This is a genomic window from Collinsella ihumii (assembly GCF_030385545.1).
Taxonomy (GTDB): domain Bacteria; phylum Actinomycetota; class Coriobacteriia; order Coriobacteriales; family Coriobacteriaceae; genus Collinsella; species Collinsella ihumii.
Genome location: NZ_JAUEIQ010000003.1, coordinates 75,589 through 90,833, shown reverse-complemented (window position 1 = coordinate 90,833; position 15,245 = coordinate 75,589). Strand labels below are relative to the sequence as shown.

Below are 15,245 nucleotides of genomic sequence, written 5' to 3'. Positions count from 1 at the left end.
AGCATCAAAGTTTGCTGCATTCCACATCTGACATGGCGCATCGCTATGCGCCCTGGGCGGCGAGCGCGACCGCAAGCACCTGGCCTGCGATGGCGGCTGCGGACTCGCTCGTGTCGCCGTCGTAGTTCTCGATCATGACCGAAATCGCAACCGTCGGCGTGTCGTAGGGCGCGAAGCCCACGAACGCGGTGTTGACCAGATCTGAGGTCGCCTCGGCCGTGCCGGTCTTGCCCGCGACCTGGACGCCGGCGATCGCGGCGGCAGAGCCGCTGCCCTCGTCGACGACCTCGAGCATTGCCTCCTTCACCTGCGCGGCGGTCTCGGCGCTGATGGCCTGGCCCAGCGAACGGGGCTGCGTGGTCTTGACCACGGTGCCCGTGGGCGACAGGGTCTGCGCGACCACGTAGGGGTTCATGGCCAGGCCGTTGTTGGCGATGGCGGCGACCATGACGGCGTTCTCCATGACCGTGGACTGCGGGCCGGGGGTGTGGCCCTGGCCGACCGGCTGGCCGGCGCCCGCCCATGCGAGCTCCCATTCGGTCATCTGAGAGGGGTCGGGCATGATGGATTCGGCCGTGGAGAAGTCCTGGCCGAGCGACTGGCCGTAGCCGAAGGCCCGCGCGTACTGCACGAGGCGGTCGGCGCCGACCTCGTTGGCGACCTGGCCGAAGACCACGTTGGACGAGTAGGCGAACGCGCGCTCCAGGCTGATGGTGCCCAGGTCGTAGTTGCCGTTGTTGACCACGTCGGCGTTGCCGATCTGCATGGTCGCCGGCGCGTTGTAGTAGTCGTCCAAAGTCGCGGTGCCCGAGTCGAGGGCGGCGGCCAGCGTGATGACCTTGAAGGTGGAGCCGGGCGTGTAGAGCGCCTGGGTGGTGCGGTCGAACATGGACGAGTCGTCGCCGGTCTCGCCCGAGAGGATGGAGGCGACGTTGGCGTTGTCGTAGGTGGGGGCGCTCGCCTTGGCGAGCACGGCGCCGGTGCGCGGGTCGAGCACCACGATAGCGCCCGTCTTGCCGTCCAGCGCGAGCTCGGCGGCTGCCTGGATACGCGAGTTGATGGTCAGCTGCACCGAGTTGCCGGGCTGGGAGATGCCGGCGAGGGAGTTGATGGCGTTTTGCCATGTCGAGTAATCCTGCGAGCCGGTGAGCGTCTCGTTCTGGGAGGCCTCGATGCCCGTCAGGCCGTACTGGTCGGAGTAGTAGCCCACGGTGTGCGCGGCCATGTTGCCGTTGGGGTAGGAGCGCGCGTAGGTGCCGTCCTCCTGCTGCAGGGACTCGGCGAGCGTCACGCCGTCGGACGTGATGATCGAGCCGCGCTTGATGTAGGCGCCCTTGGCGATGGTGTGGTTGTTGCCGGGCATGTCCTGGTATTCCTTGGCCTTGAAGACCTGGATGTAGGTGAGGTTGCCGATCAGGATGGCGAACAGGCCCGTGAACAGCACGACCTCGCGGGTCAGGCGCTTGGCGAGAGCGACGCGGCCGAGCACGCCGGACTCGGGCGTGTCGAGCACGCGGCGGCGCACGCGGGAGCCGGGGTGCGCATGGGCGGGCGCGGCGGTGTTCGCGGTGCTGCCGAAGATGCGGGTGCCGATACGGCTCGCGCCGACGGCGCCGGCGGCCGGGGTGGCGCCCTCGCCCGTGCCGGAGCCGGCGAGCTCGACGTTTCTGCCCGTCGCCTCGTCACCGGCGCGCATGAGGATGGCGACGATGATGAAGCTCGCGAGCAGCGAGGAGCCGCCCTGGCTCATGAAGGGCAGGGTCACGCCGGTCAGCGGCACCAGGCGGGTGACGCCGCCCACGATGAGGAACGCCTGGAACGAGATGGAGGCGGTCAGGCCGCTTGCGATGAAGGCAGCCAGATCGGACTTCGCGCGCGCGGCGACCGTGAGGCCGCGCACGGCGAACAGCATGAACAGCAGCAGGACCGCGGAGCCTCCGAGCAGACCCATCTCCTCGCCGATGGCGGAGAAGATGAAGTCGGACTCCACGACGGGGATGATCGTGGCCATGCCGCGGCCGATGCCGACGCCCGTCAGACCGCCGTCGGCCAGCGAGTAGAGCGACTGCACGAGCTGGTAGCCGCCGCCCTGCGCGTCGGCGAACGGGTCGATCCAGATCTGGAAACGGGTCTGGACGTGCGCCATCACGTGATAGGCGCCGAACGCGCCCACGGCGAGCAGCAGCAGGCCGATGATCACGTACGACACACGGCCGGTGGCCACGTACAGCATCATGAGGAAGACGGTGTAGAACAGAAGCGCGCTGCCCAGGTCGGTCTCGAAGGCGACGATGGCCAGGCAGATGCCCCAGACCACGAACAGCGGCAGCAGCAGGCGGAAGCGCGGGATCTTGAGGCCCAGAAAGCTGTGGTTGGAGATCGAGAGCAGCTCGCGGTTCTCGGACAGGTAGCCCGCCAGGAACAGCACGAGGAAGATCTTGGCGAACTCGCCGGGCTGGAAGCGGCCGATGCCGGGGACGTCGACCCACAGCTTGGAGCCGTAGACCTCGGTGCCCACGAACATGGGCAGGATCAGCAGCAGGATGCCGATGATGCCGAAGGTGTACTTGTAGCGCTTGACCATGTCGAGGTTGCGCACCACGGCCAGGGTGACCACCATGAGCGCGATGGCGCCGAACAGGATCATGAGCTGGTTCATGGCCAGATCGGGTGCCAGGCGCGTGACGAACGTGATGCCGATGCCCGACAGCACGAAGACCACCGGCAGGATGGCGGGGTCGGCGCCCGGCGCCAGGAAGCGCGTTGCGATATGCGCCGCCGCGAAGGCGGCGAACAGGCCGAGCGGTACGGCAAGCGTCTCGAAGCTGAGCTGGGTGCCCGTTGTGACCACGTACAGCGCGTACAGCATGATCACGGGGAATGCGGCAGCGACGAGCAGGAAGAGCTCGGTGTTGCGGCGACTGCCCATCATGCGCCTCCTTCTGGGTTCTCGGTGGCGGGGGTCAAGGCGTCAGCGGGGGGAGCGAGCTGCCCGCCGTCTTGGGGCTGCTGCTGGTCTTGCTGCGGTACCTTGCCCGCCTCGTCGGTTTGGTCCTGCTGCGCCTGCGCCGCTTCGGCGGCCTGCGCGCTCTCGCGGATGGCCTCGGCGTTCTGCTGCTGCTGGACCTGCTGCTCCTCGATCTGGCGACGGTAGTCGGACAGGGTGTCCCACGCCTCGTCGAGGCTCTGCTGGGAGATGCCCTCGCGCAGGCGGTTCTGCGTGTCCTCAGGCAGGTCGGAAAGCTTGATGGTCGTGTTCTCCTCGACGCGGTTGAGCTCGATGCCCAGCACGCTTGCGGGAATGCCGCGGTACAGCGCCACGTACTCCCCGTCGACGCCGAGGTAGATGGCATTGGAGATCGAGAAGAACATGATGGCCGCGCACAGCACGAGCGCCGTGACGAGCAGGCCGACGGCGATGAACACGTTGCGGCGGTGGGTGCGGATGACCTGCTTCAGGCGCCCGTCGTCCACCACGTCGACCACGACGACCGAGACGTTGTCCGCGCCGCCCGCGGCGAGCGCGGCGTCGACGAGGTTGTCGGTGCACATCTGCGCGGTCGAGGACTTGGCGGCGATGTTTTCGATCTCGCTGTCGGGGATCATACTCGACAGGCCGTCGGAGCACAGGATCAGGCGGTCGCCCTCGTCGATGTTGAGCTGGAAGTGGTCGGCGTACATGGCCGGATCCGAGCCGAGCGCCCGGGTGATGACCGAGCGGTTGGGATGGATGCGCGCCTCGTCGGCGGTGATCTCGCCGGCGTCGACGAGCTCCTCGACATAGGAGTGGTCGCGTGTGATGCGCGTGAGCACGCCGTCGTGCACAAGGTAGGCGCGCGAGTCGCCCACGTGCGCGATGGCGATCGTGTTCCCCTCGATGTAAGCGACCGTGGCGGTGCAGCCCATGCCGGGCCGGCCGATGCCGCTCGCAGCGGCCTGGATGATGGCCGCGTTGGCGGCCTCGACGGCGGCGGCGAGCTGTGCGGCGTCGGCGGTCTTGGGCGCGGTGTTGGCGATGGTCTCGACGGCTAGCGAGCTCGCTACCTCGCCGGCCGCGTGGCCGCCCATGCCGTCGCATACGGCGAACAGCGGCGAGGCCACGAGATAGGAATCCTCGTTATGGGAGCGCACGCAGCCCACGTCGGAGCGGGCGCCCCACATGAGCGACATGGTCGTGCCCGCGTCGTAGGTGGAATCGGTGGCGATGCGCTCCTCGGGAAGGGGCGTGAAGCTCTGCGTGGTGCCCGGGTCCTTGAGTTTCGCCTCGATCGCGTCGACGTCGATCTCGGCGGTGTCCTCCGGCGAGCGCTGCTCGGCCGCGGCGACGGCGGCCTCGATCGCGTCGATAGGAGGAAGCTCCCCGGTGTCCTGATCGCCCAGGTAGTCGCCCGCGCCCTCGATCGCGGCGCCCTCGCGTGCGATGTCGGGCCCGTGGTCGGTGAGGTCGCTAAACAGCGGGTCCGCCGCGGCGGGAGCGACCTCGTTGGAGGCGGGGGCGTCGTCGGCGAAGTGGGCCGCCCCGATATGCGCGGGGGCCTCGTCGGCCGCCTGCGCCCCGCTCAGCTCGAACGCGTCCGCGGCCGCGTCGGCCACGGGCTCGGCGAAGTGGGCGGGCTCGGCAAAATGCGCGGCGGGGGCGCCGGCATCCCCGTCATGCGCGGATGCGGCGGGCTCCACGACCTCGAGTGGCGCCTCGACGGCCTCCAGGTCCATGACGGGCTGGGGTTCGAGTGCCGATATGGAGGGCTCGTCCGAGCTGTAGGGGGTGTCGGGCGTATGTGAGAAGGTGCGCTTCTCGTCGGTCATCGACGGTTCACTTTCATGACGACGTCACCGATCTGCACTTCGTCGCCTTCGCGCAGCGTGGCGGGCTCGGCGAGCGGGCGCCCGTTCACGAGCGTGCCGTTCAGGGAGTTCAGGTCCTCGATCACCAGCGCCGGCCCCTGCAGCGAGAAGCGCGCATGGGAGGCGGAGACGAAGGGCTCGTTAATGCAGATATCCGAGCTGGGGGAGCGGCCGACGATGACGGGGCCCAGCATGTCCACGTGGATGCCGCGGATGCCGCGCGGGCCCTTGTCGACGTCGATGGTCCAGATGGCGGAGTCGCGGCGCTGGCCGCGCACCAGGCCCACGCCGGTCTTCATGACGGCGAACAGGAAGATATACAGAAGAAGGACGAGAACGATGCGTCCTGCGAACAGGATGATGTCGATCATGGTGCATCAGCCCCTGAACTCGAACGTAGTCAGGCCGAAGGTCAAAAGGTCGCCGTTGCGCAGCGGGCAGCGGGTGATGCGGCGGTTGTTGACCAGGGTACCGTTGGTGGAGTTGAGGTCCTCGATGGACCAGTCGGATCCGGTGTAGAGCAGCTCGGCGTGGCGGCGGCTCACGTTGGGGTCGCGCAGGACCACGTCGGCTGCGGCGCGCTCGCGGCCGACGGTGCAGCTGCGGCGGGTGATGGGCAGGACCTCGCCGGTGACCACGTCGACGAGCTCGGCCAAGGGGGCCGCCGGCTGCGGACGGGACGCGCGGGCGCCCGCCATGCCGGAGGCCGCGACCGCAGCCGCGCCGCCCGCGGCGGCGTTCATGCTCGCCATGGTCTCGCGCGAGATGGTGGCGGGAACGGGGATGGGGGCGGCAGCCGGATCGGGGACGCTCGGGGCGAACGGGTCGGGCGCCACGTCCTGAATGCCGGCGGGCGAGGGCGCCTGCGCGGGGCGCACGGCCGCCGGCCTCGGCGCCGACTCGCGGGCGGGCGCCGGACGCGGGTTCACGATGTTCATCTGGCCCGACAGGCCCTTCTGGTAGGCGCGCTCCTCCTCATAGAGGCGGCCGAGGGTGGGGGCGTCGACGTTCTCGGCGAACACCGAGAAGCGGCCGCTTTTGAGCGACGGGTCGATCATGAAGCGGACCAGCGGCTCGCCCACGAACGCATAGCCCTTTTTCTCGGCGCTCGCCTTGACGAAGTCGCTGACCTCGCGGGTGAGCTGCGGATAATAGGGGGCCATGAGGGGGTCGTCCTCGTTGGCGATCAGGATGGTATAAAGAGCGGGCGCCGTGTTGACGCCGTTGATCACAAGCGTCTGATCTTCCATCTCATGAGCCGCCTGGCGGGCGAGCTTCTTGAAGGAGAACGGCGCGCGGGCGGCACCGAAGATGCCGGCGACATGGTCCTCGAAGGTGCTCAGGAAGTTCACGAACAATCACACTCCGGTCGGTTCTTTGCGGTAACCGAATAGATAGACATAGATGCAAGCGATTATAGTGGAAAGGACGCCGCCGCCCACAAGGGTTGCCGCGCCCAGCGCGGTCGCGCCGCCAATTTCCATACGGTTTGCAAGACAAAGCAGCAGAATCGACACAGCTGCGGGCACGGCGTATGCGGCGATGTAGCCGGCGTTCCTGCCGTCCTCGTCGTAGCGTGACCATGCGCGGCCCATGAGCGCCGCCATGATGGCAGAGCCGGCTGCCGCAAGCGCGGTCGAGGCGATGAGCAGGGGATTCGCGCATGCGCTCGCCGCCTGCGCGATATCGAGCGCGCCGGCCTGTCCAAGGGCGGCGACGAGCGCGCCGAGCACCATGCCGAGCGCCGCCGACGACGCCGCGGCGGCGCCTGACGCCATGCACCCACAGGCAGCGATGGCGATAGGGCAGGCGAGCAGGGGATCTCCCGTGGCGCAGACGAGCGCCCCGCCGCAGACGAGCGCCGCCGACGGCCCGGGGTTCTCGCGTCCCCATACGAGCCACCAGCCGCAGGCCAGCGCGCAGGCGATGGCGACGACGGGCAGGGCGGGCACGAGCGGGGTGCCGGCGAGGACGGCCGCCACGAACCCGGCGAACACGAGGGCCGAGCCCAGCTGCGGGGCGATGCCCGCCGCGACGCCGATGGCCGCGGCCGAGGCCAGGCGCGGCAGCGTCTCCACCAGGCCCACGGTGCCAAGCAGGCTCCAGCTGACGACGGCCACCGACGCGCCGGCGACCACGCCCGCGGCGATGCGCCGCGCATGGGCGGTCTGGCTTCCGAGGTAGCCCTCCTTGGGATCGAGCTCCCAGGTGCGCTCGGGGCGCTCGTCGGCCTCGGCGTCGGGATCCTGCTCGTCGGAGGTCAACCGCGCGATGAGGGTGGCGAAGCTGCGCCGCCCGTCGCGCGCGTGCCCCAGCCCGCGGCAGAAGCGGTCGCCGAACTCCTCCACGCTGTCCATGCGCATCTGGGGCGCCGGGGAGAGGGCGCTCATCAGCGCCTCCTCCGACGCGGGCGGAATGTCGGGCAAAAGCTCGCTCGGACGGGTGACGCCCTGGTCGATCAGCTCCTCCGATTCGGCGGGCGTCTGGGCGCGAAACGGTGCGTAGCCGCAGAGGGCCTCGAAGAGCACGGATGCGAGCGCGAAGATGTCGGTGCGCTCGTCGACGGCGTCTCCGCGCAGCTGCTCGGGCGACATGTAGCCGATGGTGCCGCCGCGCGCGCCGCCGAACCCCGCGGCGGTGGCGAGCGTCGCCATGCCGAAATCGGCGAGCTTGACGTTGCCGTTGCGGTCGATTAGCACGTTGGCGGGCTTGATGTCCAGATGGAGCACGCGGTTCTCGTGGGCATAGCTGAGCGCCTGGACCAGCGCGTCGGCGACGTTGGCCGCCTCGTCATAGGTCAGGGAATGCCCGTCGACCTGGGCGAGGAACTCCTCGAGGCTCATGCCGTCGACGTACTCCATGACCAGGTAGGCGTATGCCGAGTCGTACGTGAAGTCGATCACCGAGACGATGTTGGGGTGCGGCAGCATGCTCGCGGTGCGCGCTTCCATGAGGGCGGCGGCGACGTTGTCGGATGCCGTACGGACGCCTTGCGAGGTCAGCGGGATGCGCTTGATGGCGACGCGACGCTGCAGGCGGGTGTCGAGGCAAATCTCCACGCTGCCGAAGCCGCCGGTCGCGCGTGTCCTGAGCGGACGGTAGCGGCGCAAAAGCCCGGTGCCCGTGGCTCCGGGCTCAGGTATGCTGTTCGGTTGCGCTGCGCGCGGTGTAGGAAAAAGCGGCATGTGCGGTCCTGCGTTTATGGTGCGATTAGTGCCTGTGGGGAGATGGTACCACGCCCCCTCGGGAAACACTGATTAATTCATTCCGCACCGGGCGCCTTGTGGAATGATGCTGTGTTGGAAACAAAGATCGCAAGCCACGATACCGAGGGAGGCCTGCCATGAACGATGCGGAGCGCCTGGACGCCTACGACGCCTTTGCCGCCGATGTCCGCTCCGAGCTCGCCGACGTGTCGGCTCGAATGGAGGAGCTGCGGGGCGCGAACAAGGTGAAGACCGCAACCTATCGCCAGCTGTTCGCGACGCGCGTCACGCTCAAGGACGTCGTGCGCCGTCTTGAGGAGCGCGGGCTATAGGTCGTCTTTTCGGCGTTGCAGCTCGATGGGTTGAAATGAACCCGTCCCCAATCAACCCGTCCCCGAGCACCCAAAAAACGTGTATATCGAGTTTGGTGCGATTTTTCGGTACCCTTTGCCCACATGCGCCGCACCCCTCGGCATTTGCCCAGTTGTTTCCTGCGAAAATGCTGAGGGGTGTAGCGATGGTGGGGAGATGTGCCTCAAAAATCGCACCAAACTCAGCCTACTGTTACTGTAGGTATTTCCCAAAACGGATTTTTAAGCAGTTTCGTGATGGAAATATACGGTTTGCGGCCATTCGGTCGGTGCGGACCGATTGTCGGGCATTCGTGGCGGCGCGATGGCGGGCGGTCCGCGCCAGCGGGTATGATAGGGTGCAACCGTTTCGCGTGAAAAGAGAGGTTCCATGGAGTCGCTCTATAGAAAATACCGTCCGCTGACCTTTGAAAGCGTCGTGGGGCAGCAGCATATCGTGTCCACGCTGAAGCACGCGGTGACCGAGGGGCGCCTGTCGCACGCCTACCTGTTCTGCGGGCCGCGCGGCACGGGCAAGACGACCATGGCGCGCATCTTGGCCAAGGCGCTGCTGTGCCAGCATGCGGACGCGGCGCGCGCGGAGGGCGCGAGCGGGTGCATGCCCGACGGGACGTGCCCTGAATGCGAGGCGATCGCGGAGGGCACCCATCCGGACGTCTACGAGCTCGACGCGGCGTCCCGCACCGGCGTGGACAGCGTGCGCGAGGAGATCATCAGCTCGGTGAACTTCGCGCCCGTGCGCGGAGCGTACAAGGTCTACATCATCGACGAGGTCCACATGCTCACGGCGGCGGCGTTCAACGCGCTGCTCAAGACGCTTGAGGAGCCCCCGAGCCACGTCGTCTTCATCCTGTGCACGACCGATCCGCAAAAGATTCTCGAAACCATCCTGTCGCGCTGCCAGCGCTTCGATTTCCACCGCATCTCGAACGAGGATATCGTCGGGCGCCTGCGCTACATCTGCGAGCAGGAGGGCTTCGACGCCGACGACGAGGCGCTCGAGATCGTGGCGCGCCACGCGCGCGGCGGCATGCGCGACGCCCTGTCGACGCTCGAGCAGCTCTCGGTGTTCGGCGACGGCGCGGTGCGCGTGGCCGATGCCCGCGCGCTGCTCGGCGAGGTGTCGGGCACGGTGCTCGCTCAGTTCGCGCGCGGTATCGCCGCCCGTGACGTCGTGGGGCTGTTCGGCATGATTCGCGCCCAGGTTGACGAGGGCAACGACCTGCTCGAATTCACCCGCGACGCCGTGGCGCACATGCGCGACGTGTATACCGCGCGCGTTGCCGGGGGCAGATCCGAGCTGTTCGACGGCACGCCCGACGAGGTTGCCGCGCTGGTGGAGGAGGCTTCCCTCTTTGAGAGTGCCGACCGCCTGGCGCGCGTGCTGACCGTGCTGGACGACGCGGCTATCGAGATGCGCAACGCGTCCGATGCGAGACTGGTGCTCGAGATCGCGTGCACCAGGTTGGCGCGGCCCGAATCGGATCTGACGCTCGAGGCGCTGGCGGAGCGTCTCGACCGCATCGAGGCCCAGCTTGCGGCCGGCGTGCCGAGCGCGCCCGTTGGGGCGGCGGGCGTGGCGGCGCTGACGGGATCGGCGGCGCCGCGTCGCGCGGCGGAGCGGGAGCAGACGGCGCCTGCCGGGGCGGGGGCCCCGCGGGCACCGCGACCCAAGGCAGCGTCCGGTGCCGCCGCCCCGTCGACGTCGGGCGACGTGCCCTGGAACGCTCCGTCGCCGCGTGCCCAGGCGGAGCCGCCAGCTCCTGCTCGCGAGACGCAGGCTCAATCGACACCCGCCCCCGCACCGGCGGCTTCCCGCCCAGCGCACGAGGTTCCCGCCCACGACGCGCCCGAGGCTTCGCGTCCTGAGCCTGCGGTGACCGCCGCTCGGGCTCAGGTGCCGTCGTCTGGCCAGAAGCCGTCTGCCGTCGCACCCGCGACGCGCGAGGTGGCGGACAAAGCCGCTCCCAGTGAGCCGACGGTTTCCGCCAGCGCGCCCGCGGTCGCTGCGGGCGATCCGGGGGATCTGCAGCGCAAGTGGAGCGAGGTCGTCAAACGCGTCACGGCGGCGCAGGCGTCGCGCGGCGCGCTGCTTCAGTCTGCGCGCGCCCAATCCGATGACGGTTCGCGTTTGGTCGTCGGGTTCCCCAAGGGGTCGGGCTTTGCCATCAAGATGCTCGGCCGCGCCGACTCGCACGATTTGATCATGCCCATCGTTCAGCAGGTCTTCGGGGCACGTTCCGTCGACTACGTCATGGAGGGCGCCTCGGCGCAGCCCGCCGCGCAGCCCGCGGCGGCGCAACCCGCTGCGCACCAGGAAAAGTCTCGCGAGGTTGCATCCCCCTCGCAGCCGCAGCCGCAGCCGCAGGGCGGTCCCGCGCCCGTATCGGAGACGCCGGCGGCCCGCCAGGCCGCGCCCGTCACCTCGCCCGCCCCCGCCGCGCCACGGCCCCAGGCCGCGCAGCCCGAGGCGCCCGCCCCGCAGCCCGATCAGGTCAGCGGACCCACCATTGTGCGCGAGCCGGATATCGACGCCGACCGTCGCGCGTGGGAAGAGGAGCAGGTGCCCTACGACGACGCTATGATCGCGGCGTATGACGATGAAGAAGTGCCGCCGTTCGACGTGCCCGCCGACATGCCGCCCGTGTCCGCGGCGGCTCCGGCCGCGCCATCGGCGCCCACGCCGGCCACTCCGGCTGCCACTGCCGCCCCTGCGCCGGCATCGCCTGCCGGCGCCCTGCCCTGGACGGGTGCCAACACCCCCGCCGCAGGTGCCGAGGAGGCCCAGACCCCGCAGTCGGAGGAAGAGGCCAAGGCCATGCTCAACAGCATCTTCGGCAACGTCGTCTACAAGTGACGCGGCGCGCGACGGCAAGACGGGGCAATTGTCGCGACGTATGGTGAGACGAGAGCGGGGTCTTTATTTTCTTGTAGAAAAGGGGCATGGCCGCGATCGTATGGGGTATGCTTCGTTCAACGGCAAAGCCCGTAGTCTGGTTACGGGCGGCGCAGTTTTTTGGTTGAGGGGCTAGTGGCCGCTAGCCCCTTCCCCATTTTCCGCTCCACCCGCCAACGCTTATACCTTTGCCTCAGCTCCAAGATTGCCCTGTCTTGCTGTCATGCACCGCGTGCCATGGTACGATGCCGTGAGGCAATCGGGCCGCTCACGCAATAACGTAAGGATAGGAGCTCACATGGCCGGAATGAACATGCAGCAGATGATGAAGCAGGCGCGCAAGATGCAGGAGCAGCTCGCCGTCGCGCAGGAGAATCTCGCCCAGACCACCGTCGACGCCAGCGCGGGCGGCGGTATGGTCAAGGTCAAGGTGAACGGCGGCATGCAGCTCGAGTCCATCACCATCGATCCCGACGCGGTCGATCCCGAGGACGTCGAGATGCTGCAGGACATGATCGTCGCGGCCGTCAACGAGGGCATCCGTCAGGTGACGGAGCTCGCCAACAAGCAGATGGGCGCCATCACCGGTGGCCTCAACATCCCGGGCATGCCGTTCTAGGCATCGCATGCGGGGCAGGCGGACTCGGGTTTCCGTCGTGCTTTTATGAGTTGACTATCGGGTGGGTCATGAGCGCTGATCGCAGTTTGCAGATACTTCTTGATGAGCTGGGAAGGCTTCCGGGCATCGGTCCTAAGTCTGCCCAGCGCATCGCCTATTACCTTCTGGAGGCCGACGCCGAGGAGGCGCGCCGGCTTGCCGACGCGATTCTTGCCGTCAAGGCGCAGGTTCATTTCTGCAGCCGCTGCTTCAACTATGCGACCGATGACGAGTGCGCCATCTGCCAGGATTCATCGCGCGACCGCACCCGCATCTGCGTGGTCTCCGAGCCGCGCGACGTCACGGCTATCGAGCGGACGGGCAACTACCGAGGGCTGTACCACGTGCTGGGCGGCGTGATCAGCCCGATCGACAAGATCGGTCCGGAGCAGCTGCATATCCGCGAGCTGCTCGCGCGCCTGGGGTCCGAGGACATCCAGGAGGTCATCATCGCCACGAACCCCAACATCGAGGGCGAGACGACGGCGAGCTATCTGGCGCGCATCATCAAGCCGATGGATATCGCCGTGAGCCGTCTGGCGAGCGGCCTGCCCGTGGGCGGCGACCTCGAGTACGCCGACGAGCTGACCCTCGGCCGCGCCATCGAGGCCCGTCGCATTCTTTAGGGAAACACCGATCAATCCATTCCGCGCCGGGCGCGGGGTCCCAGTGGAGGCTCGACGCGCACGTTTTGCTGAATAATCGACGTTGTAGATGGATGGAATCCGGACCCGCATGAAACGGCACTTTCAGGGCCGGCGTTTCCGCAGGCAACGGCTCCGTCGCAGGTGCGTTGTTCCGCGCGTTCCGAATCGAGCCGTCTACAACGTCGATTTTTCGGCAACTTCTCGCCGTGCAGCCTCCACTCGGCATCCGGCGCCGTCTCGGGACGGCGGCGCGGCGCCCTCGAACGGCATGCGCACGGGACGCCCATGCGAAAAATGGGGGCATTCGTTCCCCTCGCTCCCTTCACCGGTTCTTCTTTGCACGGATGGCGGCTAAGATACAGTCGTTATGCTGTGCGCCGTCGGGCGCAGGTTCGAAGGGGTGGCAGGACATGGCACGAGGCGACGAGGAGCTCGACCGCACCCAGAAAAGCGACGCCCGCTCGGGACGCCTGACGCGCCGGATCATCGCCGCGTTCGCCATCTTCGCCCTGATCGCCGTGACCCTGTCGGCGATCTTCATCCACACGAGCGTCCGCACGACCTACCTCGACACGCAGGCGAATCGCCTGGCCCAGCTCGCCGATTATGCGGGCGCGTCGGCCTCCCAGAACGGCTATGACGCCGGCGAGGACTACGACAGCTGGGTCGAGATGGGCGACATCATCAACCGCGAGACGGACTACGAGGAGTTCATCGCCCGACTTGACGAGGTGTTGGCCACCTACAACGGGCTGTTCGAGCAGTACGACCAGATGCGCGCCTCGCAGGGCGAGGAGGCGGCCGCGGGCCTCTACGCCCAGGCCAACGCGGCGCTCGACGAGTACAACCGGTATCTCGTGGCGCAGTATTTCTACTCGCTGCAGGATATGCTGAGCCGCATGAAGGAAGCCTACCAGCTTTCCGACTTCGCCTTCATCATGCCGAACGACGACGGCCAGACGGTCACCTGCGTGGCGGCCGGCGCATCGGGGGACGAGAGCGTCGAGGCGGGGGACCAGCCGTTTTTGGGCGATGTCCTCGAGCGCCCGCGCGACCAGTATCCCGGGCTCTGGCAGGCATTCGAGAGCGGGAAGACCCTAGCCTCGCTCGATATCTCGCCGGACGGCTCCACCTACTATATGTATGTACCGATCTCCTCGGTTCACGCGAAGTCGTGGCTGTGCGTGGCGTCCATCCCCGCGGGCGACCTCAACGAAGCGGTCATGGCTCAGATGGTGCCGACGCTCGCCATCACCGTGGCGGTCTACGTGGTCTGTCTGGCGGCGCTGCTCGTGCTGTTCCGCTCCACCCTCGTGAACCCGCTGCTCGGCCTGACCCGGCTCATGACCGAGTACGCGCTCACCCACGACGTGGCGACCGCGACGGCGATCCGCTCCGAGGCCTGGCCGCGCGATGAGGTGGGCATCCTTGCCGACCGGACCGCCGAGATGATCGATGAGACCGAGGCGCATGTCGAGAACATCGCCGGCCTCGAGCGCGAGCGGGAGCGCGTGCGCTCCGAGCTCGAGGTCGCCTCGCGCATCCAGGCATCCGCGCTGCCCGAGGTCGTGCCGCCGTTCACAGGCGGTCGCGGATTCGCGCTCGCCGCGTCCATGAGCCCCGCCAAGGAGGTCGGCGGCGACTTCTTCGATTTCTTCATGGTCGACGATGCGCGCCTGGCGGTCGTGATCGCCGACGTGTCCGACAAGGGCGTGCCCGCCGCGCTGTTCATGATGCGCGCCAAGGCGATCTTGAAGCAGCTCCTCATGGAGGGGCTGGAGCCCGCCGAGGCCATGAGCCGCGCGAACGCGGACTTGTGCCACGACAACGAGCAGGGCATGTTCGTCACCGTGTGGCTGTGCGTGCTCGACCTCGGCACGCGCGAGCTCGCCTTCGCGTGCGGCGGCCACAACCCGCCGGCGTATCTCGCCGCGGACGGCGGCGTCTGCTGGATCCGCGACCGTTCGGGCATGGTCCTCGGCGCCTTCGACGGGCTGCCGTACCGCCAGTTCTCGCGCACCATGGCTCCGGGCGACATGTTGGTGCTCTACACCGACGGCGTGACCGAGGCCATGGACGAGCAGGGCACCTGCTTTGGCGAGGAGCGCCTGGAACGCCTGCTTGCGGATTGCGGCCGCGAGCAGCCTTGCGAGCTTGTGGACGAGGTGCTCGCGGGCGTGCACGCCTTCGCCGGCGCCGCGCCGCAGGCAGACGACATCACCGTGCTCGCGCTTCGCTGCGAGGCCTGGCCCGCAGCGGACCAGGCGGGTCCCGCGGCAGATCCCGCGGATGTCGCCGATCGAGGCGACGACCACTGATTCCATAGGCTGCGGCTCCGCTTTTCGCTCCGGCTTCCCGCAAGGGGGCGCGGGGCAGCGGCTTTGGGATAGCATTATGAGATTGCCGGCGCTCCCGCGCGTCGGCCTGAAGCTAAGGAGGGCGAAATGGACAACAAGCGTATCAAGGCGTCGCAGGACCTTCGCGAGCGCTCGGACGAGAAGCTTGCCGAAACCCGTCCTGTGAAGCATCGGGGCGCTCAGCCCCTCGAGGACGCGCTGCTTGACGGCGTGGTGGGTGGCCTCGGCTACATCTCCCGCCCCAAGCCCGGCATGCGCTAATCGA

Annotated in this window: 11 protein-coding genes; 6 read left to right on the top strand and 5 right to left on the bottom strand. The window is 68.0% G+C overall.

Features of this window, described 5'->3' with window-relative positions:
- Nucleotides 1-43: 43 nt before the first annotated feature.
- The 5 genes from QVN30_RS04210 to QVN30_RS04190 are packed head-to-tail and all read right to left on the bottom strand — an operon-like array spanning nucleotide 44 to nucleotide 8,030.
- A complete protein-coding gene (locus QVN30_RS04210) occupies nucleotides 44-2,929 on the bottom strand; it encodes an FtsW/RodA/SpoVE family cell cycle protein (RefSeq protein ID WP_087200101.1) in 2,886 nt (961 codons plus the stop codon).
- Nucleotides 2,929-4,806, bottom strand: a complete 1,878-nt coding sequence (locus QVN30_RS04205; protein WP_289835576.1) for a Stp1/IreP family PP2C-type Ser/Thr phosphatase — start codon at nucleotides 4,804-4,806, stop codon at nucleotides 2,929-2,931. Before QVN30_RS04205 ends, QVN30_RS04210 begins: the two co-directional genes overlap by 1 nt.
- The gene (locus QVN30_RS04200) at nucleotides 4,803-5,216 is read right to left on the bottom strand and encodes an FHA domain-containing protein (RefSeq protein WP_066828962.1); all 414 of its coding nucleotides are present in this window, start codon (nucleotides 5,214-5,216) and stop codon (nucleotides 4,803-4,805) included. The genes QVN30_RS04205 and QVN30_RS04200 overlap by 4 nt, the downstream gene beginning before the upstream one ends.
- A gap of 6 nt (nucleotides 5,217-5,222) precedes the next feature.
- Entirely contained in the window at nucleotides 5,223-6,197 is a 975-nt protein-coding gene (locus QVN30_RS04195; RefSeq protein ID WP_289835575.1) for an FHA domain-containing protein, read from the bottom strand.
- Nucleotides 6,198-6,203: 6 nt separating this feature from the next.
- Nucleotides 6,204-8,030, bottom strand: coding sequence for a serine/threonine-protein kinase (locus QVN30_RS04190; protein WP_289835574.1), 1,827 nt, complete (start codon nucleotides 8,028-8,030; stop codon nucleotides 6,204-6,206).
- 158 nt (nucleotides 8,031-8,188) lie between these two features.
- Here QVN30_RS04190 and QVN30_RS04185 point away from each other — a divergent pair, with 158 nt between their 5' ends.
- The 6 genes from QVN30_RS04185 (at nucleotide 8,189) to QVN30_RS04160 (ending at nucleotide 15,241) form a co-directional block, all read left to right on the top strand.
- Entirely contained in the window at nucleotides 8,189-8,383 is a 195-nt protein-coding gene (locus QVN30_RS04185) for a hypothetical protein (protein ID WP_066828952.1), read from the top strand.
- A 409-nt stretch (nucleotides 8,384-8,792) separates the two neighbouring features.
- Nucleotides 8,793-11,279, top strand: a complete 2,487-nt coding sequence (dnaX, locus tag QVN30_RS04180; RefSeq protein WP_289835573.1) for a DNA polymerase III subunit gamma/tau — start codon at nucleotides 8,793-8,795, stop codon at nucleotides 11,277-11,279.
- A gap of 337 nt (nucleotides 11,280-11,616) precedes the next feature.
- Complete coding sequence (locus QVN30_RS04175; protein WP_066828946.1) at nucleotides 11,617-11,937, top strand: YbaB/EbfC family nucleoid-associated protein; 321 nt, start codon at nucleotides 11,617-11,619, stop codon at nucleotides 11,935-11,937.
- 68 nt (nucleotides 11,938-12,005) lie between these two features.
- Nucleotides 12,006-12,602 carry a recombination mediator RecR gene (gene recR, locus QVN30_RS04170; RefSeq protein WP_289835572.1) on the top strand — a complete coding sequence of 199 codons (597 nt, stop codon included), beginning with the start codon at nucleotides 12,006-12,008 and terminating at the stop codon, nucleotides 12,600-12,602.
- A 431-nt stretch (nucleotides 12,603-13,033) separates the two neighbouring features.
- Nucleotides 13,034-14,941, top strand: a complete 1,908-nt coding sequence (locus QVN30_RS04165) for a PP2C family protein-serine/threonine phosphatase (RefSeq protein ID WP_289835571.1) — start codon at nucleotides 13,034-13,036, stop codon at nucleotides 14,939-14,941.
- 126 nt (nucleotides 14,942-15,067) lie between these two features.
- Nucleotides 15,068-15,241: a hypothetical protein gene (locus tag QVN30_RS04160; RefSeq protein ID WP_154018713.1), complete on the top strand. Its 174-nt coding sequence runs from the start codon at nucleotides 15,068-15,070 to the stop codon at nucleotides 15,239-15,241.
- Nucleotides 15,242-15,245: the final 4 nt, after the last annotated feature.

Bases quoted from the DNA above. Each gene is read 5' to 3' on its own strand.
- QVN30_RS04165 (WP_289835571.1), top strand. From the start codon at position 13,034: ATGGCACGAGGCGACGAGGAGCTCGACCGCACCCAGAAAAGCGACGCC.
- QVN30_RS04200 (WP_066828962.1), bottom strand. From the start codon at position 5,216: ATGATCGACATCATCCTGTTCGCAGGACGCATCGTTCTCGTCCTTCTT.
- QVN30_RS04175 (WP_066828946.1), top strand. From the start codon at position 11,617: ATGGCCGGAATGAACATGCAGCAGATGATGAAGCAGGCGCGCAAGATG.
- dnaX (WP_289835573.1), top strand. From the start codon at position 8,793: ATGGAGTCGCTCTATAGAAAATACCGTCCGCTGACCTTTGAAAGCGTC.
- QVN30_RS04205 (WP_289835576.1), bottom strand. From the start codon at position 4,806: ATGACCGACGAGAAGCGCACCTTCTCACATACGCCCGACACCCCCTAC.
- QVN30_RS04185 (WP_066828952.1), top strand. From the start codon at position 8,189: ATGAACGATGCGGAGCGCCTGGACGCCTACGACGCCTTTGCCGCCGAT.
- QVN30_RS04210 (WP_087200101.1), bottom strand. From the start codon at position 2,929: ATGGGCAGTCGCCGCAACACCGAGCTCTTCCTGCTCGTCGCTGCCGCA.
- QVN30_RS04160 (WP_154018713.1), top strand. From the start codon at position 15,068: ATGGACAACAAGCGTATCAAGGCGTCGCAGGACCTTCGCGAGCGCTCG.
- recR (WP_289835572.1), top strand. From the start codon at position 12,006: ATGAGCGCTGATCGCAGTTTGCAGATACTTCTTGATGAGCTGGGAAGG.
- QVN30_RS04190 (WP_289835574.1), bottom strand. From the start codon at position 8,030: ATGCCGCTTTTTCCTACACCGCGCGCAGCGCAACCGAACAGCATACCT.